The organism is Nocardiopsis changdeensis (genome assembly GCF_018316655.1).
Lineage (GTDB): Bacteria > Actinomycetota > Actinomycetes > Streptosporangiales > Streptosporangiaceae > Nocardiopsis > Nocardiopsis changdeensis.
In genome coordinates this window covers 75535-97347 of record NZ_CP074133.1, presented here as the reverse complement: position 1 = coordinate 97347, position 21813 = coordinate 75535, and the positions used below count along the sequence as shown (strand labels likewise).

Sequence of the window (21813 nt, the reverse complement as noted above, 5' to 3'; positions counted from 1 at the left end):
CGGGTAGAGGCACGAACGATATCGGTTCGGTCACGCTTGTCCGTTACCCAATGTTTCGGGATTGCCCCGGCCTCTCACCGAACACGGCGAACGGCGCCCCGCGGAGAATCCGCGAGGCGCCGTCTCCGACCGGCTGCACCGGGTTAACAAGCATCCATTCGTCTGTCCTGACCAGGCGCTTCATCGAGCGTCTCGGTCGAGGCGGGCCCTACGAGGCCTGCTGGTGCGTGGGTTCCCGGTTCACCTGTCGGGGTGGGTCTACGCCACCGATCCCTTTCTTTCTACGCCGGTCCCCGGGCTTCGAAAAGGTGGTTGGTCCAACTTTTCATCCTGGATTCCCGAACCGATACGCAGTGTCACGTGGTAGCGTCGGTTCCGTCGTTCCGACGGGAACCGGTTCACACCACTTCGGCAAAAGCCGTGGCGTGCGCGCATTTCGTGTGCGGCCCGGTGGGGCCGGATCCGGGCGGAACGCATGTCCCGACGCGCTTTTCGGTGGTCCGGGGGCTCCCCTCCCCTCGTCGACCCTTCCGAAGGGCGGGCCCGGCCCTCCCCCCAGGGTCGAGAGGGCGATCCACCCGCGCGCCCCCCTGACGCGGGACATCGCACGAGGCCCGTTCGCCGAGCCTGCCGGGTGGGATGTGCATCCGCCCCCGTGTGCGCATCCCGCCCGCAGGTCTTCGGAGGCCGCGTCCCGGCCCTGACCGGCGCCCCGCCGGGCGGTGCGGCCCACGGCCCCGCCCCGGACGGGTTATCCACAGATCGACGGTCCGGCTTTCGCCGACCCCCGGGATCGGCGATGGTCGAAGGGTGCCCCTCCCCCTGCCCGGAGGCCCCATGGACGCCGTTCCCCTCATCGCCACCGCCGACACCGGACTGCTCGACGACCTGCTGCGGCTGTCGGCCGCCGCCTCGGTCCGGGTCAACACCGCCGACACCGTCGACCGCGCGCTGCTGTCGTGGCCGCGCTCGCCGCTGGTGGTGCTGGGCGCCGACCTGTACCCGGAGCTGCGTTCGGGCGAGCGGCCGCCGCACGCCCGGTTCGTCGTGGTGGCCCGCGGCGGCCCGGACGCGGGGCCCGGGACGGGTCCCGGGCACGGCGGGCCCAACGGTGCGGGCGGGGCGGGCGGCACCATGCTGCTGCCCCGGGACGAGATGCTGCTGACCGGCCTGATCTCCGCGAGCGGACAGCCCGGGAGGCGGGCGCCGACCGTGGCCGTGATGGGCGGGCGCGGCGGGGCCGGGGCGAGCCTGCTCGCCGTCGCCCTGGCGCTGGCCGGGGCGCGGGGCGGGCACGGCACCGCGCTGCTGGACGCCGACCCGCTGGGCTGCGGTCCCGACATCCTGCTCGGCTGCGAGCGCGACCCGGTGGACGGCAGGCTCGGCTGGGACGACCTGACGGACCGGCGCGGCCGGTTGCGCTGGTCGGACGTGGCGGCGCGGCTGCCCGGACCGGCCGGGATCTCGGTGCTCACCTGGGTGCACGGGCCGGACGCGCGTCGGGGCCCGCTGCCCGCTGCCGCCGCCCGGTCGATGCTGGAGTCGGCCCGGCAGGGGTGCGACCTGGTGGTCGTCGACCTCCCGCGGTCGTTCGGGGCCGCGGTCACGGCCTTCCTCAACCGCTCGGACCTGGTGCTGCTGGTCGTGCCCGCGCAGGTGGCCGCCGTGGTGTCGGCGTCGGCGATGGTGCCGCGGCTGCGGGCGGAGTCCCGGGAGGTGCGCGCCGTGGTGCGCGGGGCCTCGGGCGGGCTGACCGCCGACGTGGTGGCCCGGGGGATGGGGCTGGCACTGGGAGCGGACCTGCCGCCGGAGCCGGGCCTGGAGCGGGCGCTGGCCGCCGGGCGGCGGCCCGCGGACCACCCGCGTTCGCCGCTGGCCGGGTTCGCCGACCGGCTCGTCGCCGAACTGACGGGGGTGCCGCGGTGAGCGCGCTGACCGAGCGGGCGCTGCGGCGGCCGTCGGTGACCGGCTCCACCCTCCTCCGCGACGGGCCGCCGCCCCGGCGCACCAGCGGCTCCGCCGGGCCCGACCTGGTGGAGGCGGTGCGCAACCGGCTGGTGGCCTCGGGGGTGGTGGTCAGCCCCGGCAACGTGGCGGCAGCGCTGCGGGCGGAGGGCGGGGTGCTGGGCGACGCCGAGGTGCTGTCGCTGACCCGGCGGCTGGCCGCGGACCTGGCCGGGGCCGGGCCGCTGGAGGAGCTGATGACCTCAGGCGGGGTCACGGACATCCTGGTCAACGGGCCGGACGAGGTGTGGGTGGACGACGGCGGCGGACTGCGCCGGGTGGAGGTGCGGTTCGAGTCGGCGGAGGCGGTGCGGCGGCTGGCCCAGCGGCTCGCCGCCCAGGCCGGGCGGCGGCTGGACGCGGCGGTGCCCTATGTGGACGCGCGCCTTCCCAACGGGGCGCGGCTGCACGCGGTGCTGCCGCCCGTCTCCCCCACCGGGGCGTGCCTGTCGCTGCGGATGCCGCCCTGCCGGGTGTTCACCCTGGACCGGCTGGTGGACTGCGGGACGCTCACCCGGCGCGGGGCGGCGCTGCTGCGGGCGGTGGTGGACTCGCGGGCGGCCTTCCTGGTGAGCGGTGGCACGGGGACGGGGAAGACCACCTTGCTCTCGACGCTGCTGTCCCTGGTGGACCCGGGCGAGCGGATCGTGCTGGCCGAGGACTCCCCCGAGCTGCGCCCCGACCATCCGCACGTAGTGCGCCTGCAGACCCGTCCCGCCAACATCGAGGGCAGCGGCGAGGTCACCCTGGAGGTGCTGGTCCGTCAGGCTCTCCGGATGCGCCCGGACCGGTTGGTGGTGGGCGAGGCGCGGGGGCCGGAGATCGTGTCCCTGCTGGGCGCGCTCAACACCGGCCACGAGGGCGGTGCGGGGACGCTCCACGCCAACGGCGCGGGGGACGTGCCGGCCCGGGTGGAGGCCCTGGGCTGTGCGGCCGGGCTCGGCCGGGAGGCGGTGCACAGCCAGTTGGCGGCCACCGGGGTGCTGGTGGTGCACCTGGTGCGGGAGGCCGGGGTCCGGCGGCTGGCCGAGGTCCGGGTGCTGGACCACGACCGTCAGGGGCTGGTGCGCACGGTGCCCGCGGTGTCGTTCGCCGCGGGTGGGGCCCAGCGCGAGCACCCGGGAGTCGGCGTCCTCACCGCCCGTGTCGGCGACGGCTGGCGCAGATGAGCACCGGCGCGGGAGGCACCGCGAGGGAGCCGTGGCGGCGGTGCCCGGGGGCGGCACGCCGGACCGGCCGGTCCGGGGCCTGGGCGCCATGGAACGGCCGAAGTACGCGGGGTCTTCGGAGAACACGGGTGTGCGGGGCGGGGACGAGGGACGTTCGGGGGGCGTGGCGTGGTCGGGGTGTGGGTGTGCGCGGTGGGGCTGGTGCTGTTGGGGGTGCTGGTCGACGCCGGGACGGGGCGGATCGGATGGCAGGTGCCGCGCGGTCCGGGGCCGGTGGGGGTGCTGGAACGCGTGCGGGCGTCGGCGCTGCGACGGAGGACGGCGCCGGGCCGGGAGAAACGGCGCGGGGTGATCACCCTGTGCCGGGTGCTGGCCGCCGAGCTGCGGTCCGGCAGGCCCCCCGAGGACGCGCTGGGGGCGGCGCTCGCCGAGGCCGGGCCGGAGGTGGCCCGGGCGGTGGGCGACGGGTTCGGCACCCGGGCCCCGGTCCGGGCCGCCGAGGCGGATCCGGACCTGCGGGCCCTCGCCTACCTGGCCGTGTGCTGGGAGGTGGCCTCGGACACCGGTGCCGGGCTGGCCGATGTCGTGGATGCGCTCGCCGACGAGCTCACCGCGCAGGAGGAGGTGAGGGCCGAGATCTCGGCGCGCACCGGCGGCCCGAGGACCACGGCGATCGTGCTGGGCCTGCTCCCCGTGGTGGGGCTGCTGCTGTCGGCCGGACTGGGGGGTTCGCCGCTGGTGTTCCTGTTCACGACCCCGCTGGGGCTGCTCTGCCTGGTGCTCGGTGTGCTGCTGAACCTCGCCGGGCTGTGGTGGATCTCGCGGCTGGTGCGCGCCGCCGTGGACCGGGGGGACTAGGTGGCCCTCCGCGGTGACCGCGCGCGGAAGGGCCGGCAGTAGACCAGGGGGACTAGGCATGCCCGGCTCATCGGAACGCGGCCGCCCACCGCGGTGACCACACATGGGAGGGCCGGCAGTAGACCGGGGGACTAGCCGTGCCGGTTCGTCAGAGCGCGGCTGCCCTCCGCGGTGACCGCGCACGGGAGGGCCCGCAGTAGACCAGGGGGACTAGCCGTGCCGGTTCGTCGAAACGCGGCCGCCCTCCACGGTGGCCGCACGCGGGAGGACCCGCAGCGAACGCTATGAGGGGGCGGTCCGATGCGGATCCCGCCCGCCGGGCGCACGCGCCGGACCGGCCCGGTCGAGGGCGTCCGCCGGACAGGCTCCGGATACCCATGACCAACGGGTGCCTGGGGATGGAAAAGTGAGGGGGACCGTGTTCACCGTCATCGCCGTGGTGTGCGGGGCCGTAGGGGTGTGGATCGCGATGGGCGGCGGACCCAGGATGTGGCTGCGGCCACCAACGGAGGCGAAGCCGCGCCTGCCCGGTCGCCTGTTGGTCATGACCACGGCCGCGGCGGGTACGGCGGCGGTGGCCGGCGCCCTGTTCGGGCCGCTCGGCGCGGCCGTCGTCGCGGCCTGCGGGATCGGGTGGTGGGTGCGCGCTCGGGGGAGAACCCGGGACGACCGGATCCCGCTCACCGGCGACGTCCCCGTGGTGATCGGGCTCATCGCCGCCGGGATGCGGGCCGGGGCGCCGCTGGTGTCCTGCCTCGCGGCCGTGGCGCGGGCCGCCCCCGGCAGGCTCGGGAGGGAGTTGGCGTCGGTGGCCGACCGGCTGCGCCTGGGGGCGGATCCGGCCTCCGCCTGGTCGGAGTCGGCCGGGGTGCTGCCCGAGCCGCTGGTGGCGGCCGGGCGCGATCTGGCCCGCGCCGCCGACACCGGGGCGCCGGTGGCCGACCTGCTCGACCGGCACGTGGCGGACCTGCACAGGGAGCTGCGCTCCCTGGCGTCGGCGCGGGTCGAACGCCTGGGGGTGCTCGTGGTGATGCCGCTGGCGCTGTGCTTCCTGCCGTCCTTCCTCCTGGTGGGGGTGGTCCCGATGGTGGTGGACCTGCTGTCGCGCGCGCTGGGCGGGTGATCCCGGCCGAGCCGCCGGAGCGGGGGGCGCCGACACCGGGGCGTGGTGCGGGACAGGGGATCGGCGTCAGGCTGCCGGGAGGCGGCGGGTCAGGCCTCGTCCTCGCTCAGGCCGTCGATGATGTCGTCCAGCACCAGGGAGCGGTCCCGCATGGGCATCAGCCGCAGCTCCTTGAGGGCAGGCAGAGTGTTCACCCGCGTGCCGCGCGGTCCCTCGACCGTGCACAGGCGCATGCAGTGCTGGGTGGGCGCGCGCCAGAAGTCGCGCTCATCCACCGGGGCCAGGCGGTACACCGTGGCCGGGTAGCGGGGAGGTCGGCCCGGAGCCCGCCACTGCTGGACCCGGGCGAGCACGAACCCGCTGATCAGGGAGTCGAACACGCCCTCCTGGTCGAGGTCCGCCAGGGCCTCCCTGTCGCCCTCGGCCCGGCACTCGGCGCACCCCGCCAACTCCGCCCGCAGCAGCCACCGCGCCCGGGCATGGCCTACCTCGGTGTTCTTGAGTTTGCTCGGGTGTCGGTGTCCCATACATCGGAGGGTACGACCGTTACGGCCCCGCCGTGGCCGACCTGCGCCTACCGGGACGAAGGAGGGCGCCCGAAGCCCACCCACCAGGGCACGACGGCCCGAAGCACCGCCCCCGGCGACGGCTCCCACTCATCCATCCGCCCGCAGCCCCGGAGGCCGCCCCGCCCAGGAACCTCGCCTGCCCGCCCACCCCACAACAGCCGCGACGGTACCCACGCCCCACCCGAGCGGCCACGCCCCAGGCCGATGGTGCCCCCGCGCCCCCACCCGGCGGCTGTCCCGGACGAGGATGGCCCCGGGCGCGGGTGATACCCGCGCCCCCACCCGGCGGAGGGCCGGGATGAAGACGGCCCGGGCGGCACCTGCGCATACCTCCGTCACCGTGTCACGGCGGGCACCCCACAGGCATAAGGGCGCTACCCGCGGCGGCGCGCGGACACGGGTGGCGCCCGCACCCACCCGGCGGCGGGCACGGGTGTCACCTCATCGGCCCGGGAGCGGGCCCGGGCGGCACCCGCGCATGCTCGCCGCCCTCCTGGACGAAGGCCGACCCGGGCGTGGATGGCAGCCGCCTAGCGGCGGCCGGGATGAGGAAGAGGACGGGCCGGGCGGTGTCCGCGCACGCTCGGCCGCCCTCCCGGGCAAGGGCGGGTCCGGGGGCGGGTGACACCCGCCTGGCGGCGGCCGGTATGAGGACGGCCCGCTCGGCACCCGCATATACCTCCGTCACCGTGTCACGGGGTGCACCCCACAGGCATAGGGGCGTTACCTACGGCGGCGCGGACACGGGTGGCGCTCGCGCCCACCCGGCGGCGGCCGGAATGAGCACGAGAACGAGGTTGGGCCAGGTGGCACCCGAGCCCGTCCAGCGGCGGGCCGGGACGAGGGCCCGGGCGGAGGGCCGGGGCCGGGGCGGGGCTTTCGGTGGGGGTGCGGGGGGTTACCAGGGGGTGTCGCGGTCTCCTCCCGCTCGGCGGCGCCCCAGGTAGGGCTCCGGGAAGCGGGGCCAGCCCACGGTGAGGCGCAGGGCGAGCGACGTCACCGCGAGCAGGGCCAGGAGCACGGTGGAGGTGTTGCCGACGACCCGGGCGACGGTGTCGGCCGGGGCCGGGGTGGTGGAGACGTGGTGCACCACCTGGACGGCGCCGGCCTCGGCGTCCGGGCCGCCGCTCCACTCCGCCTCGCTCGGCTCCGCGGTCGGGCTCGGGCCGCCGCTCGGGAGCACCGCCGGCACGGAGGTCGGCTCCGCCGCCGGGGCCTCCCCGCTGGAGACCGCCCGGACAGGGCCGCCGTCGCCGGAGACCGGACGCGCCGGTGGCGGGGCCGTCGGCTCCGCGTCCGCCACCGGCGCCGTGCTCTTCTCCGGTGGCCGGAGGGAGCCGGACACCGCCGACAGGGGCAGCCGGAGCGGCACGCACTCCGGGGGTTCCGTCCACGGGCGGGTACAGGGCACGGCGTGCACCGGCGGGTGGGCGCGCAGTTCCGTGGGCGGCGGGCAGGGGGACGGTGGGGCGGCGTCGGGGGCGGCGCTGAGTAGCAGGGCGCACATCAGGGCGGGCAGGGTCATGGTGCTTCCTCCGGAAGGGCTCCGTGGACCGGCCCGGCACGTGAGCCCGCGCTGACGGACAGGTCGAGAACAGAGGGGACGGCGACCACCACCTCGGCGGTGTGGCCGGTGATCTCGCAGGTGTCGAGGGAGGCCCCGTTGGCCTCGGCGGTGAGGCGGGCCCGCTCGCAGGCGGTGTCCCGCCCGTGGACGGCGACGGAGGCCGCCGCGAGGGCGGCCAGGTCCGCCGCCGTACCGGCGCGGTCCCGGTCGAACCGGGCGGTCGCCGCCAGGACGGCGGCCAGGGCGACCGTCCACAGCAGGACCGCCATGGCCACCCAGTGGACGGCGGCCGCCCCGGTGTCGGGAGCGGGGTCGCGTCCGGTTCCGGGACGGGACCCGGCCGTGCTCCGCGGGCCGGAACGGGCCCGGTCGGCCGGGCCCCGAACGCCCCCGGGCCGGGGCCCGGGTCCGGCCCGGACGTGGGTCCGAGGGCCCGGGGTCATGGTGGGACCCCTGGTTCGAGGAGGACGGCGGCGGTGCCGCTCACCTCCACCGTGTGGAGGTGGACGCGGTCGAACCGGACCCGGGCGGTGACGGTGACCCGCGCCGTCCCGCCGTCCCGGCCCAGGCCGACCCGGGCGCCGTCCGGGGCGGCGGCGCGGGCCAGCTCCCGGGCCTGTGCCTCGCTCTCGCCGCGGGCCAGGGACCGGGCGCCCACGCGTGCGGCGTCGGCACAGGCGAGCCGGGCGTCGGCGGCGGTGACCGCGCCGACGGCCAGCGCCAGGACGAGGAGGAGGGCCGGCAGGGTGAGGGCGAACTCGACGGTGACGGCCCCCCGGTCAGAAGCCGTTGTTGAGCGCATTGACGACGATCCCGGTGAAGGCGTCGTTGACGGCCTGGCTCTTGGCGATCGCGTACATGACCCCGGCGAAGGCCGCAGCCGTGAGGATGCACAGGGCGTACTCGGTCGTCGTGATGCCGCGGTCGGCGTCCGCGGCCGGGTGCCGCCGCGTGAGGGGCAGCGGACAGCGGGTGACGGCGGCAAGGCATGCCGAAGAGAACACGGAACCTCCCTGGTAGGAGGGGTGACAGGGATGTCACCCCGGTTTCCAGGGTGGGCGGCCCGGGGAGGCGACGGAAGGGCTTTCCCCAGCCTGTGGATAACTTTCTCCGACCCGCCCGCCGCCCACGCGCGATGATGGCGCCGTGGCCGCCGGGCCCCGCGGCCGCCGCCCCCGGACGGGAAAAGCCCGCCGGGAGAACCCGACGCCCGGAGAACCCGTGTGAACACCCCCGCCGACGTCCGTGCCCGCCTGAGCCTGATCGACGCGGACCTGGCCCGCCCCTACTCCCCCGGGCGGCCCCAGCCCTCCGGCGGCGCCGACTTCCACCTGGCGCTCCTGGCCATGAGCCGGGACTTCTGGGACGACCCCTCGCCCGGGACCGTCGAGGCCGCCCAGGCGGCGATCGAGGCCGACCTCGCGGAGGTCGAGGCCGCCCTCACCGAGCGCTGGGGCACCCCCGGGCTCGTCGACCCGGCCCCCTACGCGGACGCCGCGCTCGACGGCGTGGAGCTGCCGTCCGCGCTCGGCCACCTCTACACGGCGGTCTGCGACCTACGGGTGTGGAATCCCCCGGAGACCGGCCGCTGGGCGGCGCTGGCCCTCGTCCACGACGACGCCGAGCTCCCGCTCCTGCTGTACGCCGCCGTGGGCGACGCCCCCTTCCCGGCTTCCCCGGCCCCGCCCGGGCGCGCGCCCCGCCTCGACGCGCGCCCCCGACTGCTCCCGGGCCTCTGAACGCCTCAGCCCGCGGCGCCCAGCACCTCGTCCAGCATGCGCAGGGCGCCGGACTTGCTCAGCGGTTCGTTGCCGTTGCCGCACTTGGGCGACTGGATGCAGGACGGGCACCCCTCCTCGCACGCGCAGTCGGCGATGGCCGCCCGGGTCGCGGTGAGCCACTCCCGGGCCGCCGCGTAGCCGCGTTCGGCGAACCCGGCGCCGCCCTCGTGGCCGTCGTAGACGAACACCTCCACCCGGCCGGTGGCCGTGGACACCCCGCCGATGTCCCAGCGGTCGCAGGTGGCCAGCAGCGGCAGCATGCCGATCACCGCGTGCTCGGCGGCGTGCGCGGCGCCGAGCAGGCCGACCTCCTCCTTGCGCAGGCGCTCCTCGGCCTCGGGGGGCAGCGTCCACCACACGGCGCGGGTGCGCAGGGTGCGTTCGGGCAGGTCCAGCGACTGCTCGCCCAGGACCGCGCCGGTGCGCACGTCCCGCTTGAGGTAGCCGACCACCTGCCGGACCACCTCCACCTCGCCGAAGCGCAACACCACTCCGCTGTCCCACCGCTCCTCACGGATGACCGACTGAACCGTGATGTCCGTGGTGTCGCGCGCCCACGTGCTGTACGGCGGTTCGGCCGGCCGCACGAGGGCGACCCCCTCGTCGAGGTCCAGCTCCCCGACCAGGTAGGTGTCGCCCTGGTGGAGGTACACCGCCCCGGGGTGGACGGTGCCGTGGGCGGCCGCCTCGTCGATCTCCCCGAGCAGCCCGCCCGTCGAGGTGTCGACGATCTGCACGGGCGAACCCCCGGAACCCCGGATATCGGCCAGGTCACTTGCCCTTTCATTGCTCGCCCAGAACCACCCCCTCGGCCGCTTCCTGAGGAATTTCCGGTGAACGAGTTCGTCGAGCCGCTCCCGGGTGGTGGGTCCGAAGAGGGAGAAGTCGTCCTCCGTGATCGGGAACTCCTGGGCGGCCGCGCACAGGTGCGGACCGAGGATGTGCGGGTTTTCCGGATCCAGTACGGCGGTCTCTACGGACTGACCGAAAATCGCCTCCGGGTGGTGCACCAGGTAGGTGTCCAGGGGGTCGTCCCGGGCCACGAACACGGCCAGTGCCGCGTCGTCCCCGCGCCCGGCCCGCCCCGCCTGCTGCCACAGGGAGGCCCGGGTGCCGGGCCACCCGGCGATGATCACCGCGTCGAGGCCGGTGATGTCCACCCCCAGCTCCAGGGCGTTGGTACTGGCCAGCCCGAGGATCTCCCCGGTCCGCAGCGCCTCCTCCAGCCGCCTGCGCTCGGCGGGCAGGAAGCCGCCGCGGTAGGCGGCCACCCGGCGGGCCAGGTCGGGCTCCAGCAGGCGTTGGGCGGTGAGCGCCACCAGCTCGGCGCCCTGCCGGGAGCGCACGAACACGAGCGTGCGCACACCCTCCCTGACCAGCTCGGCGAGCAGTTCGGCGGCGTGGGAGGGCGCGGTCCGGCGCACCGGGGCGCCGTGCTCGCCGGTCAGGTCGGTGAACTCCGGCTCCACCAGCGCCACCGACATCCCCGGCCGCGGCGACCCGTCCTCGGTGACGGCGGTGACCGGGATCCCGGTGAGCCGGCCGGCGCTCTCCCCGGGGCTCCCCGAGGTGGCCGAGGCGAGCACGAACACCGGCTCGGACCGGTGCCGGGCGCACACCCGCCGGAGCCGGCGCAGGATCTGGGCGACGTGCGAGCCGAACACCCCGCGGTACAGGTGCGCCTCGTCCACGATCACGTAGCGCAACCGCCGGAGGAAGCGCCGCCATGCCTCGTGCCGGGGCAGCATGCCGTGGTGGAGCATGTCCGGATTGGTGAGCACGTAATTGCCGTGCTCCCTCACCCAGGCGCGCTCCTCGGGCGGGGTGTCGCCGTCGTAGACGGCCGCCCGCAGGCCGGGCAGCCGCAGGTCCTCGATGGCGCGGAGCTGGTCCCGGGACAGCGCTTTGGTCGGTGAGAGATAGAGAACGGTTCCGCCCGCGTCAACCGCCTCCACCGCGGGCATAAGGAAGCCAAGTGACTTTCCCGAGGCGGTACCCGTGGCTATGATCACATCACGGCCCGAGCGGGCGAGGTCGGCGGCGGCCACCTGGTGGGACCACGGCTCCGTGATCCCCCGGTCGGCCAGGCGTTCGACCAGGAGGGCCGGGGTCCATTCCGGCCACCGCCCGCTCACCCCGTCGTGCCGCGCCACGTGCTCGACGTGGGTCACCTGCGGGTACCGGGTATCGTCACGCCACACACCGGGAAGCACGGACTCCGGTCGCGTCATCCGGGACCCCTCCTCACTGGGCGGACATTGGTTTCAGTGTGTCATCCGGGGGAACGGTCGCGCGGTGTCACCGTTTTTCCGTGCATCACGGGAGGACCGGCACGCCACCCGTGGTTGAATGCGTGCTGGTGGGGTAACGCCCGGCAGAGATCATCGGCGCTGGAGGACTAGTGGACTTGAAGCTTGATCATTACACCGAGGGCGACACCGAGATCGTCGTCGTTGAGGGTGAGATCGACGTCTATACCGCACCCCGGCTCCGTGAGCTGCTGATCGATCTGGTCAACAAGGGCAACTTCCACCTCGTGGTCAACATGGAGAAGGTGGAGTTCCTGGACTCGACGGGTCTGGGCGTGCTCGTGGGCGGCCTCAAGCGCGTGCGCGCGCACGACGGCACCCTGGACCTGGTGTGCACGCAGGAGCGCATCCTCAAGATCTTCCGGATCACCGGCCTGACCAAGGTGTTCGGTATCCACAACACGGTTCAGGAAGCCATCGACAAGCGTTCGGCGAAGTAGTACAGAGCGAGCGATGGCGACCATCACGCTCACGATCAGTGCGCTTCCGGCCCACGTGCGCACGGCCCGGCTCATGGCCGCGACCGTGGCCCGGCGGGCGGGCATCCCCGCCTCCACCATCGACGAGATCCGGCTGGCGGTCGGTGAGGCGTGCTCCCGGGCGGTGGCGGCGCACAAGCTGCACTGCCCGACGCAGCCGATCCTGCTCCAGCTGATCGACGACGGCGGGCCTGATCCGGCGTCGGACCCCCGTGCCGACACCGCGAGCCGTATCCTGCGCGCCAACGGGAGCGCGACCCGACGCTTCGAGGTGGTCGTCTCCGACCGGGCCCCGGCCACGGAGGTCCCGGAACCGGCCGACCACACCGAGCCCCTTCTCGACGGACTCTTCCTCGACGGGGAGGACACCCCTCCCGGCGGGATCTCGGGGTTCTCCCCGGGACTGGGTCTGGCGGTCATCACCGGTCTGGCCGACGAGGTGAAGATCGACCCCGGTGAGCACGGCACCATCGTGCGCATGAGCTGGCCGATCACCCCGGACCCGAGGTCCAACTAGGGTTCCGGGCACGGTTGCGGCGAGGGCGCCCCCCGACGGGGGGCGCCCTCGTTCGTTCGGGGCACGCCCCCGGGCGGGTCAGTCGCAGGTCTGGGACGACACCTCGGCGGTGGCGGTCAAACCCCTCTCCGCGTTGGCGGCGACCTCGTCGTAGGTGAGGACGTACCCCGTCTCGGGCTCGTTGGTGGCGGCGGCGAACACCACCCCGTAGACCGTGCCGTCGGGGGCCAGCAGCGGGCCCCCGGAGTTGCCCGGACGCACCACGGCGCGCACCTGGTAGATCTCCCGGCTCACCTGCTGGGAGTGGTAGAAGTCGGGGCCCTGCGCGGTCTGGCGGGCCCGCACCCGGGCCGGGACCGCCGTGAACCCGCTGTTGCGCGGGAACCCGGCCACGACGGCGTCACCGCCCTGGGGCGCGTCGGCGGTGAACTCCAGCGGCGTCAGGTCCAGCTCGGGCACGTGCAGCACGGCCAGGTCCTGCTGGGCGTCGAAGAGCACCAGGGTGGCCTCCAGCTGGTACCCCTCGCGGGTGACCACCCGCAGGTCGTCGGTGACCCCGGCGACCACGTGGGCGTTGGTCATGACCCGGCCGTCGGAGTACACGAACCCGGTGCCCTCGACCCGCCGCTGGCAGGACGGGGCGGTGCCCAGCACCTTGACGACGCTGCGGCTGGCATCGATGAGCTCGGGCGTGGTGAGCACGTCGGGGTCGGGCGGATCGACCTCGGCCAGCTCCCCCGTCCCCAGCCCGCTGAAGACCTGGGGGAAGGCGCTCTGGTCGACCACCCGGCGGAACGTCGAGAAGCCGCTGTGCGCCGACTCCGGCATGAGCGTGTCGACGGACTGGAGGATGCGGGAGCCGCGCACCTGGTCGGCGACGAACGGCAGCGCCGAGTTGGCGACCGTGCTGCCGATGAACCACGCCACCAGCAGCACCGACAGGCCGCTGACGACGGCCCCGCCCATCGCGTCGACGACCCGCGCCGAGTCCCAGGTCACCTTGTTGCGCACCATCGTGCCCAGGTAGGAGAGCAGGAACTGGCCCAGGGCGGCGGACAGGAACACCACGGCGATGGCCACCAGCGCCTGCCGGCCGGGGTCCTCCACCCACCGCTGGATGTACTCCGGGCAGGTCAGCGCCGCGAGCACGCCGCCGCCGATGAATCCCGCGAAGCTGAAGACACCGACGATGAAACCCTGTCGGTACCCGGTCACCGCGAAAAGCAGCAACAGGACGATCAGGATCACGTCGAGCACATTGCCCTCCAAAGGTGTGCGCTACCCACGGGAGCGAGGTGAGCGGGTCGGGCCTCAGCCGACGGGGCGCAGTCCGTGCGGCGTCGCCTCGAACACATCGGTGAGACCCTCCCTGCGCCAGGGAAGTTCCCAGCCGCCCAGAACGAGCAGGCGGTCGACGATGGCACCGGTGAACCCCCAGACGAGCATGCCGTCCACCCGGAAGCCGGGGCCCCAGCGGGTGCCGTCCCCGTAGCGCACCATGACGCGGTTGCCGGGCTCGGCGAGGTCGGCGACGGGGACCCGGGAGACGGAGGCGACCTCGCCCAGGTCGGTGGGGCGCACCTCGCAGGGCTCGCGCCACCAGCCCAGGACCGGGGCGACCCGGAAGTCGCTGTAGCTGAGGTAGAGCTCGGGGAGGCGGCCGACGACGTCAACGCCGCCGGGCACCAGGCCGGTCTCCTCGGCGGCCTCGCGCAGGGCCGCGGCCTCGGGGGAGGGGTCGGTGGGCTCGATCCGGCCGCCGGGGAAGGCGGGCTGGCCGGCGTGCCTGCGCAGTCCGGCGTTGCGCTGGATGAGCAGCACGTCGGGGCCCTGGGAGCCCTCGCCGAAGAGGATGAGGACCGCGGACTCGCGGCCGCCGTCGCGCGGCGGCCGCATCTGCGGGGGCACGGTCATACCGGACGCGGCGTCGGCGAGTGAGGCGAGCCAGGACGGCATCGGGTTCATGGTCGGCACCTGCCTTCGGAGAGGGGGCGGGTTCGGCGGGGCGCCGCGGGCCGTCGGCACCGCTCCGGCCCGTCCCTCCCCTGGGTCGTCACGTGATGGGACCCCGACAGGAGGACTCTGGCGGTGTCAACGCTCACACCATCAGACTACAAAGCACGGCACCCCCTCCTGACAGGCGAACGCGGCCCCGGGCGGGGCCCGCCCCGCGGGCGCCCCGGGCCGCGGGCCCTCCGGTCAGGCGAAGGAGCGCATGCGCAGCAGCTTGGCCGCGGTCTCCGGGTCGGTGGGGCCCTCGCCGAAGGAGGGGCACCACCGGGCCACCACGCACGCCCCGCAGGCGGGCCTGCGGGCGTGGCAGACGCGGCGGCCGTGCCAGACGACGCGGTGGGAGAGCATCGTCCAGTCCTTGCGCGGGAACAGCTCCCCGACGGCGTGCTCGACCTTGACCGGGTCCTCCTCGTCGGTCCACCCGAATCTCCGGACGAGGCGCCCGAAGTGGGTGTCCACCGTGATTCCGGGCACACCGAAGGCGTTACCGAGCAGTACGTTTGCGGTTTTCCGCCCTACACCGGGTAGTTTGACCAGGTCGGCGAGGTTCCCCGGGACCTCGCCTCCGTGGTGTTCGCACAAGGACTGCCCCAGGCCCATGAGGCTGTTCGCCTTGGCGCGGAAGAAGCCGAGAGGTCGGATGATCCCCTCAAGCTCGTCCCGGTCCGCGGAGGCGTAGGCCTCGGCGTCGGGGTAGCGCGCGAACAGGGTCGGGGTGACCTGGTTGACCCGCTTGTCCGTGCACTGCGCGGACAGGATCGTGGCGACCAGCAGCTCCAACGGGGTCGTGAAGTTCAGCTCCGCGTGGGCGTCCGGATAGAGCTCGGAGAGCTCCCGGTACATCCTGCGGGCTCGGCGGACCAGCGCGAGGCGGCTCTCACCCGTGGGGGTGGGCGCGGGGTCGCTCGCGTTCGGTGTGTCACGGGGCATCGTCACAGGGTAGGGGGCCGTGGGGAGGATCCGCTCGGAAACGCCGATCGGGCACCCGCCCTCCGGGGCGGGGGTCGGACGTCGGGATTATGTAACCAATGTCCCGCTGGCACGGCGCGGACATCCCTGCTACAAGCCGATCACGACTAAGATCGCAGGGGCTGACGCCGGCCAATCGTGGGCGCGTGGTCTCCCGGCGGACAAGCCGCGGTAACGACCCGGTTTCACACCCGGGTGCGATATACGTCACACTGTTGGCGGTCAGGTTTTAGGAGGACGTGGTGGACGACATCAACGAGGTGCTGCGCAAGGCCCCCTTGTTCGAGACCCTGGACGAGGAGGACACCGCCGCGCTGCGCTCCTCGGTCAACGAGGTGCGTCTCGGGCGGGGCCAGACCCTGTTCAACGAGGGCGACGAGGGCGACCGCCTGTACGTCATCCTCAACGGGAAGGTGAAGCTGACCCGCACGGCCGTGGACGGCCGCGAGAACCTGCTCGGGGTGCTCGGCCCCGGCGAGATGTTCGGTGAGCTGTCGCTGTTCGACCCGCGCCCGCGCACCGCGAGCGCCGTCGCGGTGACCGACTCCGTCCTGGCCGGCCTGGGCCACGACGACCTGCGCCCGTTCCTCTCCAGCCGCCCGCAGGTCTCGCTCCAGCTGCTCAAGTCGCTGGCCGAGCGCCTGCGCCGGACCAACGACGTGATGGCCGACCTGGTCTTCACCGACGTCCCCGGCCGGGTCGCCAAGGCCCTGCTCGAGCTCGCCGAGAAGTTCGGCAAGGAGGGCGACGACGGCCTGCACGTCCACCACGACCTCACCCAGGAGGAGCTGGCCCAGCTGGTCGGCGCCTCCCGCGAGACGGTCAACAAGGCCCTCGCCGAGTTCGCCCTGCGCGGCTGGCTGCGGATCGAGGCCAAGGCCGTGGTCCTGCTGGACGTCGAGCGCATGCGCCGCCGCGCCCGCTAGGAGCGGCCGCACCGGCTGTGCCCGGCCCCGCGATGCGGGGGCCACGGCGGGCTCCGGCCCGCGTCGAATCCCCTCCCGGGAATCGCGCGGACCGGAGCCCGTCGCCGTTTCCGGGTCCGGTGCGAGGGGGCGGCACGGGAAGCCCGGCCGAGGGGTCCGGTGGGGAGCGCGGCGGAAGGCCGCGCCGAAGGCGCGGCACGGCGGGGCGCGAAGCGCCCGGGAGGGCGCGCGGCCGGGGCCGGGCGGAGCCCGGTCAGACCTCGACGCCGTCGGGGAGGCCGCCGTTGAGGGACAGGTAGCGCAGCTGGGCGCGGACCGACGACATCGCCGCGAAGCGGATCTGCTCGGTGATGTCCGGGTAGACCCGGTCGACGATCTCCTCCACCCGCACGGCGCCCGAGTTCACGGCGTCCAGCACCTGGGCGAGCCGGGACTCGCGGTGGTCGATGTAGGAGTCCAGCACCGCGGCCGGGGTGGTGAGGATCGGCCCGTGGCCGGGCAGCAGGGTGCGCACCTGGTTCTCGCGGACCAGGTCGCGCAGCCGGTACAGCGACTCCATGTAGGGGCCCAGGCCGTCGTCGCCGTCGATGACGGTGGTGCCGTGCCCCAGGACCGTGTCGCCGGTGAGGATCGCCCCGTCCGCCTCCAGGTACAGGCAGACGGAGTCGTCGGTGTGCCCGGGGGTGGCCAGCACCCGCAGGCGCAGCCCGTCGGCCTCCAGCAGTTCGCCGTCGGCCAGCCCGCGGCCGCCCACCCGCATCTCGGGGTCGACCGCGTGCACGGGGGCGCCGGTCAGCTCGGAGAAGTAGCGCGCGCCCTCCGAATGGTCGGGGTGCCGGTGGGTGAGGACCGCCATGAGCACCTGGGCGCCCTGTTCCTGCACCGTGCGCGCGACCCGCTCCAGGTGCCGCTCGTCGTGCGGGCCCGGGTCGACCACCACGACCCCGCGGGAGCCGGGTTCGCGCAGGATCCAGGTGTTGGTCCCCTCCAGGGTCATCGGACCGGGGTTGGGGCACAGGACACAGCCGGCGCGCAACGTGCCGGAACCGTCGATCCTCATCGCACCTCACTCACTGGGAAGGGGGTAGTCGATCCCGTCGGGGACGAAGACACGGAGCCGACCGTCGACCACGCGCACTTCGGGCTCAATGGGGACGATATCCCGTTTCGCGCGCTTCACCCCGTCCAGGGTGCCGCACTCGGCCACCTGTCCGCAGGTGACCAGGGTCGGCGGGAGCATCGGCATCCGCCCCTGCTCCCACTCCCCCGCCACCAGCGCCGGGTCGATCCACCGGGTCAGGTCGGCCTCGCCGCCGACGTCCCGGGAGACCTGACCGCGCGGCAGCTCCGCGGCGAAGAACCACGTGTCGAAGCGGCGCTTCTCCGCCGCCGGGGTGATCCACCGCGACCAGGCGTGCAGCCACTCCGAGCGCAACACCAGGCCGCGGCGGGACAGCACCTCGGTGAAGGAGCGGGAGCGGTCGATCAGCCCCAGCCGGTCCCGCTCCCACTCCGGCGACGTCGTGTCCAGGACGAGGTCGTCGCTCCCGAGCTCCCCGGCCAGGAGCACCCCGGTCTCCTCGAAGGTCTCGCGGACCGCGGCGCAGACCAGGGCCCTGGCGCGCGGGACGTCGACGCCGAGCACGTCCGCCCACTCCTGCGGCGACGGTCCGGTCCAGGGCAGGTCTCCGGCCTCGTCGCGCACGTCCACCCCGCCTCCGGGGAAGACGTAGGCGCCGGGCGCGAACCCCATGGAGCGGACCCTGCGCATGAGCAGGACCTCCATGCCCGCGCCCGCCGGGCGCAGCAGCACCACCGTGGCCGCCGGACGGGGCACCACGGCCCCGCTCCGGCCCGAACCGCTCGACATCGGCTCCCCCTCGCTCAGACGACCTCGACGATCATGTCAACCTCGACCGGCGAGTCCAGCGGCAGGGCCGCGACACCGACCGCCGCCCGGGCGTGCACGCCCGCGTCGCCGAACACCGCGGCGAGCAGGTCGCTGGCCCCGTTGATCACCCCGGGGTGCCCGGTGAAGTCCGGGGCGCTGGCCACGAACCCGCCCACCTTGACGATGCGCACGACGTCGGACAGCTCCCCGATCTCGGCGCGCACGGCCGCGATCGCGTTGAGCGCGCACACCGCCGCCAGCTCCTTGGCGGTCTCCGGGGAGACCTCGGCGCCGACCTTGCCGGTGGCGGGCAGCCGGCCCTCCACGAACGGCAGCTGGCCCGACACGTACACGTGGGAGCCGCTGCGGACCGCCGGGACGTAGGAGGCGACCGGGGCCGCCACCTCCGGCAGGGTCAGACCGAGCTCGGCGATCCGGGCTTCGGGGGTGGCCATCTCTAGAGTTCCCGCTTCATGTAGGCGACGTACTGCTGGTTGCGCGGGTCGGTGCCCTCGGGCAGCGGCGCGGGGACGACGGAGACCAGCTCCCAGCCGTCGGCACCCCAGTTGTCGAGGATCTGCTTGGTGGCGTGCGACAGCAGCGCCACCGTCTGGTACTCCCACTTGCTCAAGGTGACTACCCCCTGTGCGGTGCGCCCGGCGGGTCCGGGCACGTCGACGCCGCCACATTACTCACCCGGGCGGCCCACCGCGTGCGGCGAGGACGCCCGCATAGACTCCGTGGAGTGAGCGAGCGAGAGGACCGAGGCCGGTACCCCGACCCCGCACGGGCGTGCGCGGGCGCCCGGCTGCACATCGTCACCGGCAAGGGGGGCACCGGCAAGACGACGGTCGCGGCGGCGCTGGCCCGGGCCCTGGCGGCCGACGGCGGGCGGGTGCTGCTGGTGGAGGTCGAGGGGCGGCAGGGCATCGCCTCGCTGTTCGGGATCCCGCCGCTGCCGTACGAGGAGCGCGAGATCGAGGCGGTGCCCGGCGGCGGCCGGGTGTTCGCGCTGGCCGCGGACGCCGAGTCGGCGCTCATGGAGTACCTGGAGCTGTTCTACGGCATGCGCCGGGCCGGACAGGCCCTCACCAGGCTGGGCGCCGTCGACTTCGCCACCACCATCGCCCCGGGCCTGCGGGACGTGCTGCTCACCGGCAAGGCCACCGAGGCGGTGCGCCGCCGGGAGGGCGGCCGGCGGCGCGCGGAGGGGCCCTTCCACTACGACGCGGTGGTCATGGACGCCCCGCCCACCGGGCGCATCGGCCGGTTCCTCAACGTCAACTCCGAGGTGGCCGGGCTGGCCCGGATGGGCCCGATCCGCAACCACGCCGACAAGGTGATGGAGGTGATCCGCTCCGGCCGGACGCGGGTGCACTTCGTGTCGCTGCTGGAGGAGATGCCCGCCCAGGAGACCCGGGACGGCATCGCCGAGGTCGCAGCGCTCGGCCTGGACGTGGGCATGGTCGTGGTGAACATGGTGCGCCCGCCGCTGCTGCCGCAGGACCTCCTGGCCGCCGCGGCCGCCGGGGAGGTCGACCCGGAGGAGCTGGCCGCCGGGCTCAAGGCCGCCGGACTGGACGATCCCGGCGAGCTGGCGGAGTCGCTGGCCGGCGAGGTGGGCGCCCACGCCCGGCGGGTGCTGCTGGAGCAGCGGGTGCGCGGGGAGCTGGCGGACGCCGGAGCGCCGCTGCTGGAACTGCCCCTGCTGGAGGGCGGGGCGGACCGGGCGGCGCTGGACGGGCTGGCCCGCCGCATGGCCGGACAGGGGGTGCGCCGGTGAGCGCCGGACGCCTGGACGTGGACGCTCTGCTGGACGACCCGGCGACCCGGATCGTGGTGTGCTGCGGGGCGGGCGGGGTCGGCAAGACCACGACCGCCGCCGCCCTGGGGTTGCGGGCCGCCGAGCGCGGCAGGCACGCCGTGGTGATCACCGTGGACCCGGCCCGGCGGCTGGCCCAGTCGATGGGGCTGGAGACGCTGGACAACACCCCGAGCCCGGTTCCGCTGCCGGAGGGGACCCCCGGGAGCATGCACGCGATGATGCTCGACATGAAGCGGACCTTCGACGAGGTCGTCGAGGAGCACGCCGACCCCGAGCGGGCCCGCCAGATCCTGGCCAACCCCTTCTACCGGACCCTCTCCACGAGCTTCTCCGGCACGCAGGAGTACATGGCGATGGAGAAGCTGGGGCAGCTGCGCCAGTCCGGGGAGTGGGACCTCATCGTGGTGGACACCCCGCCCAGCCGGTCCGCGCTGGACTTCCTGGACGCGCCGAAACGACTCGGGAGGTTCCTGGACGGTCGGCTGGTGAAGTTCCTGAGCGCGCCCGCGCCCAGCGGGGCGTTCAGGCTGCTGGGCGCCGGCATGGGGCTGGTCACCTCGGTGCTGGGCAAGGTCCTGGGGGCGCAGCTGCTGAACGACCTGCGGGCGTTCGTGGCGGCGTTCGACACGGTGTTCGGCGGGTTCCAGGAGCGCGCGGAGCGCACCTACCGGCTGTTGCAGGCGCCGGGGACGGCGTTCGTGGTGGTGGCGGCGCCAGAGCCGGACGCGCTGCGCGAGGCGTCGTACTTCATGCGGCGGCTGGCCACCGACGCGATGCCGCTGGCGGGGCTGGTGGTCAACCGGACGCACCCGTTGCCGGAGGGGGCGGGCGCGCGGCTGGACGCGGAGGCGGCAACGGCGGCCGCGGAGTCCCTGGAGGCGGCGGGGACGCACCCGGGGGCGTCGGCGGCGCTGCGGCTGCACGCTGAGCTGGTGCGCACCCACCGGCGGGAGCGGGGGCTGCGGGAGCGGACCGCGGCCGACCACCCGGGGGTGCCGGTGGCGGAGGTGCCGGCCCTGCCGGAGGACGTGCACGACCTGGACGGGCTGCGCGGGATCGGGGAGGCCCTGGCCCGCGGCGCGTGACGGCCGGGGGGGGAGGCTCCGGGGGCCGGGGGCCGGGGACCGGGGAATGACGGCGGTCCCGATGGTCGGTGCCCGCTTCGAGTGCCCTCCCGGGCCGTGGGGGGTTCGCGAGGCGCCTGGTCAGGGCTCCGGGAGTCCCGCGGGAGCCGGTGCTCGGGGAGGGCCCGTGGCCGCGGCCTTCCGCTGAGGGCGGTGGCGGGCGACGGGCGGACCGAAGAAGGGCGAGGATTCGGAGAACACGGCCCGAACGGCCGGCGGTCAGGAGCGGTCGGCGTCGGTGGCCGCGGCCACCGCGGCGTCGGCGAAGCGGACCAGGTCGCGGACGAGGTCCTCCTCGCCCTCGCGCTCACCCTCCCGGCAGGCCACCTCCTCCAGAACCGGGGCCCAGTCGGTGACCTGCGGGTGCTTGCGCAGCAGCGCCCGGCGCTCGCGCTCGGTCATCCCTCCCCACACCCCGAACTCCACCCGGTTGTCCAGCGCGTCCACCAGGCATTCGGTGCGCACGGGACAGTCCCGGCAGATGAGTTTGGCGCGGTTCTGGGCCGCGCCCTGGACGAACAGTGCGTCGGGGTCGACCCGGCGGCAGCGTGCCCGGGTCGTCCACTGGTGAATCCACATGTGCGCTGCACCCCCGTGGGTGGGCCGTGACCGCGGGGAGCCCGGGTATCCGTGTGCTCCGAGCGGGTGCCGGGAACGGGTAGGCTCCGGCTGACGAGTGGGACGGACGA

At 74.6% G+C, this 21813-nt stretch carries 24 protein-coding genes; 10 read left to right on the top strand and 14 right to left on the bottom strand.

What is annotated here, in order from left to right:
* Positions 1–837: 837 nt before the first annotated feature.
* From ssd to KGD84_RS00465, 4 genes are all read left to right on the top strand, one after another.
* Complete coding sequence (gene ssd / locus KGD84_RS00480) at positions 838–1926, top strand: septum site-determining protein Ssd (protein WP_220564139.1); 1089 nt, start codon at positions 838–840, stop codon at positions 1924–1926.
* A 104-nt stretch (positions 1927–2030) separates the two neighbouring features.
* Positions 2031–3173, top strand: coding sequence for a TadA family conjugal transfer-associated ATPase (locus KGD84_RS00475; RefSeq protein ID WP_220565441.1), 1143 nt, complete (start codon positions 2031–2033; stop codon positions 3171–3173).
* A 168-nt stretch (positions 3174–3341) separates the two neighbouring features.
* Complete coding sequence (locus KGD84_RS00470; protein WP_255646941.1) at positions 3342–4031, top strand: type II secretion system F family protein; 690 nt, start codon at positions 3342–3344, stop codon at positions 4029–4031.
* 469 nt (positions 4032–4500) lie between these two features.
* Positions 4501–5154, top strand: coding sequence for a type II secretion system F family protein (locus KGD84_RS00465; RefSeq protein WP_220565439.1), 654 nt, complete (start codon positions 4501–4503; stop codon positions 5152–5154).
* 89 nt (positions 5155–5243) lie between these two features.
* On the opposite strand, the gene KGD84_RS00460 is transcribed toward KGD84_RS00465, so the two are convergent.
* The 5 genes from KGD84_RS00460 to KGD84_RS00440 all read right to left on the bottom strand — a co-directional run bounded on the left by KGD84_RS00460 (position 5244) and on the right by KGD84_RS00440 (position 8294).
* Positions 5244–5681: a hypothetical protein gene (locus KGD84_RS00460; RefSeq protein WP_220564138.1), complete on the bottom strand. Its 438-nt coding sequence runs from the start codon at positions 5679–5681 to the stop codon at positions 5244–5246.
* Positions 5682–6621: 940 nt separating this feature from the next.
* Entirely contained in the window at positions 6622–7248 is a 627-nt protein-coding gene (locus KGD84_RS33490) for a hypothetical protein (protein ID WP_277615497.1), read from the bottom strand.
* Positions 7245–7733: an Rv3654c family TadE-like protein gene (locus KGD84_RS00450; protein ID WP_220564137.1), complete on the bottom strand. Its 489-nt coding sequence runs from the start codon at positions 7731–7733 to the stop codon at positions 7245–7247. The genes KGD84_RS33490 and KGD84_RS00450 overlap by 4 nt, the downstream gene beginning before the upstream one ends.
* Positions 7730–8092, bottom strand: coding sequence for a TadE family type IV pilus minor pilin (locus KGD84_RS00445; protein WP_220564136.1), 363 nt, complete (start codon positions 8090–8092; stop codon positions 7730–7732). The genes KGD84_RS00450 and KGD84_RS00445 overlap by 4 nt, the downstream gene beginning before the upstream one ends.
* Complete coding sequence (locus KGD84_RS00440; protein WP_255646939.1) at positions 8070–8294, bottom strand: DUF4244 domain-containing protein; 225 nt, start codon at positions 8292–8294, stop codon at positions 8070–8072. The genes KGD84_RS00445 and KGD84_RS00440 overlap by 23 nt, the downstream gene beginning before the upstream one ends.
* 219 nt (positions 8295–8513) lie before the next feature.
* Here KGD84_RS00440 and KGD84_RS00435 point away from each other — a divergent pair, with 219 nt between their 5' ends.
* A complete protein-coding gene (locus KGD84_RS00435; RefSeq protein WP_220564135.1) occupies positions 8514–9029 on the top strand; it encodes a hypothetical protein in 516 nt (171 codons plus the stop codon).
* 5 nt (positions 9030–9034) lie between these two features.
* Here KGD84_RS00435 and KGD84_RS00430 read toward each other — a convergent pair whose 3' ends face one another.
* A complete protein-coding gene (locus tag KGD84_RS00430) occupies positions 9035–11302 on the bottom strand; it encodes a DEAD/DEAH box helicase (protein ID WP_220564134.1) in 2268 nt (755 codons plus the stop codon).
* 170 nt (positions 11303–11472) lie between these two features.
* Between KGD84_RS00430 and KGD84_RS00425 the strand changes: the two genes are divergently transcribed.
* A complete protein-coding gene (locus KGD84_RS00425; RefSeq protein ID WP_073381848.1) occupies positions 11473–11820 on the top strand; it encodes an STAS domain-containing protein in 348 nt (115 codons plus the stop codon).
* 13 nt (positions 11821–11833) lie between these two features.
* Positions 11834–12376: an ATP-binding protein gene (locus tag KGD84_RS00420; RefSeq protein ID WP_220564133.1), complete on the top strand. Its 543-nt coding sequence runs from the start codon at positions 11834–11836 to the stop codon at positions 12374–12376.
* 78 nt (positions 12377–12454) lie between these two features.
* On the opposite strand, the gene KGD84_RS00415 is transcribed toward KGD84_RS00420, so the two are convergent.
* The 3 genes from KGD84_RS00415 to nth form a co-directional block, all read right to left on the bottom strand.
* A complete protein-coding gene (locus KGD84_RS00415) occupies positions 12455–13633 on the bottom strand; it encodes a MarP family serine protease (protein ID WP_220564132.1) in 1179 nt (392 codons plus the stop codon).
* Positions 13634–13687: 54 nt separating this feature from the next.
* Positions 13688–14341 (bottom strand): NUDIX hydrolase, encoded by a 654-nt coding sequence (locus KGD84_RS00410; protein WP_220564131.1) that lies wholly within the window; start codon positions 14339–14341, stop codon positions 13688–13690.
* Positions 14342–14575: 234 nt separating this feature from the next.
* Positions 14576–15319, bottom strand: coding sequence for an endonuclease III (nth, locus tag KGD84_RS00405; protein WP_220564130.1), 744 nt, complete (start codon positions 15317–15319; stop codon positions 14576–14578).
* A 278-nt stretch (positions 15320–15597) separates the two neighbouring features.
* Here nth and KGD84_RS00400 point away from each other — a divergent pair, with 278 nt between their 5' ends.
* The gene (locus KGD84_RS00400) at positions 15598–16284 is read left to right on the top strand and encodes a Crp/Fnr family transcriptional regulator (RefSeq protein ID WP_084737744.1); all 687 of its coding nucleotides are present in this window, start codon (positions 15598–15600) and stop codon (positions 16282–16284) included.
* 253 nt (positions 16285–16537) lie between these two features.
* On the opposite strand, the gene KGD84_RS00395 is transcribed toward KGD84_RS00400, so the two are convergent.
* Genes KGD84_RS00395 through KGD84_RS00380 form a run of 4 tightly spaced genes read right to left on the bottom strand, consistent with a single transcriptional unit; the run spans position 16538 to position 18806 of the window.
* Positions 16538–17344 carry an MBL fold metallo-hydrolase gene (locus KGD84_RS00395; RefSeq protein ID WP_220564129.1) on the bottom strand — a complete coding sequence of 269 codons (807 nt, stop codon included), beginning with the start codon at positions 17342–17344 and terminating at the stop codon, positions 16538–16540.
* Positions 17345–17350: 6 nt separating this feature from the next.
* A complete protein-coding gene (locus tag KGD84_RS00390; RefSeq protein ID WP_220564128.1) occupies positions 17351–18154 on the bottom strand; it encodes an NUDIX hydrolase in 804 nt (267 codons plus the stop codon).
* Positions 18155–18168: 14 nt separating this feature from the next.
* The gene (locus KGD84_RS00385; RefSeq protein WP_220564127.1) at positions 18169–18630 is read right to left on the bottom strand and encodes a RidA family protein; all 462 of its coding nucleotides are present in this window, start codon (positions 18628–18630) and stop codon (positions 18169–18171) included.
* Positions 18631–18632: 2 nt separating this feature from the next.
* Positions 18633–18806 (bottom strand): Sp36 family protein, encoded by a 174-nt coding sequence (locus KGD84_RS00380; protein WP_013156298.1) that lies wholly within the window; start codon positions 18804–18806, stop codon positions 18633–18635.
* Positions 18807–18920: 114 nt separating this feature from the next.
* Between KGD84_RS00380 and bagA the strand changes: the two genes are divergently transcribed.
* Together bagA and bagB are read left to right on the top strand one after the other, a co-directional pair.
* Entirely contained in the window at positions 18921–19958 is a 1038-nt protein-coding gene (bagA, locus tag KGD84_RS00375; RefSeq protein ID WP_220564126.1) for an ATPase BagA, read from the top strand.
* Entirely contained in the window at positions 19955–21085 is a 1131-nt protein-coding gene (gene bagB / locus KGD84_RS00370; protein ID WP_220564125.1) for an ArsA family ATPase, read from the top strand. Before bagA ends, bagB begins: the two co-directional genes overlap by 4 nt.
* A gap of 258 nt (positions 21086–21343) precedes the next feature.
* Here the strand turns inward: bagB and KGD84_RS00365 are convergent, their stop codons facing one another.
* On the bottom strand, positions 21344–21703 hold the full coding sequence (locus tag KGD84_RS00365) for a WhiB family transcriptional regulator (RefSeq protein ID WP_220564124.1): 360 nt from the start codon (positions 21701–21703) through the stop codon (positions 21344–21346).
* Positions 21704–21813: the final 110 nt, after the last annotated feature.

What these genes read in the sequence shown, in the direction of transcription:
- ssd (WP_220564139.1), top strand. Translation starts at nt 838, where the DNA reads ATGGACGCCGTTCCCCTCATCGCCACCGCCGACACCGGACTGCTCGAC.
- KGD84_RS00465 (WP_220565439.1), top strand. Translation starts at nt 4,501, where the DNA reads ATGGGCGGCGGACCCAGGATGTGGCTGCGGCCACCAACGGAGGCGAAG.
- KGD84_RS00460 (WP_220564138.1), bottom strand. Translation starts at nt 5,681, where the DNA reads ATGGGACACCGACACCCGAGCAAACTCAAGAACACCGAGGTAGGCCAT.
- KGD84_RS33490 (WP_277615497.1), bottom strand. Translation starts at nt 7,248, where the DNA reads ATGACCCTGCCCGCCCTGATGTGCGCCCTGCTACTCAGCGCCGCCCCC.
- KGD84_RS00450 (WP_220564137.1), bottom strand. Translation starts at nt 7,733, where the DNA reads ATGACCCCGGGCCCTCGGACCCACGTCCGGGCCGGACCCGGGCCCCGG.
- KGD84_RS00445 (WP_220564136.1), bottom strand. Translation starts at nt 8,092, where the DNA reads ATGCGCTCAACAACGGCTTCTGACCGGGGGGCCGTCACCGTCGAGTTC.
- KGD84_RS00430 (WP_220564134.1), bottom strand. Translation starts at nt 11,302, where the DNA reads ATGACGCGACCGGAGTCCGTGCTTCCCGGTGTGTGGCGTGACGATACC.
- KGD84_RS00420 (WP_220564133.1), top strand. Translation starts at nt 11,834, where the DNA reads ATGGCGACCATCACGCTCACGATCAGTGCGCTTCCGGCCCACGTGCGC.
- KGD84_RS00410 (WP_220564131.1), bottom strand. Translation starts at nt 14,341, where the DNA reads ATGAACCCGATGCCGTCCTGGCTCGCCTCACTCGCCGACGCCGCGTCC.
- nth (WP_220564130.1), bottom strand. Translation starts at nt 15,319, where the DNA reads ATGCCCCGTGACACACCGAACGCGAGCGACCCCGCGCCCACCCCCACG.
- KGD84_RS00395 (WP_220564129.1), bottom strand. Translation starts at nt 17,344, where the DNA reads ATGAGGATCGACGGTTCCGGCACGTTGCGCGCCGGCTGTGTCCTGTGC.
- KGD84_RS00390 (WP_220564128.1), bottom strand. Translation starts at nt 18,154, where the DNA reads ATGTCGAGCGGTTCGGGCCGGAGCGGGGCCGTGGTGCCCCGTCCGGCG.
- KGD84_RS00385 (WP_220564127.1), bottom strand. Translation starts at nt 18,630, where the DNA reads ATGGCCACCCCCGAAGCCCGGATCGCCGAGCTCGGTCTGACCCTGCCG.
- KGD84_RS00365 (WP_220564124.1), bottom strand. Translation starts at nt 21,703, where the DNA reads ATGTGGATTCACCAGTGGACGACCCGGGCACGCTGCCGCCGGGTCGAC.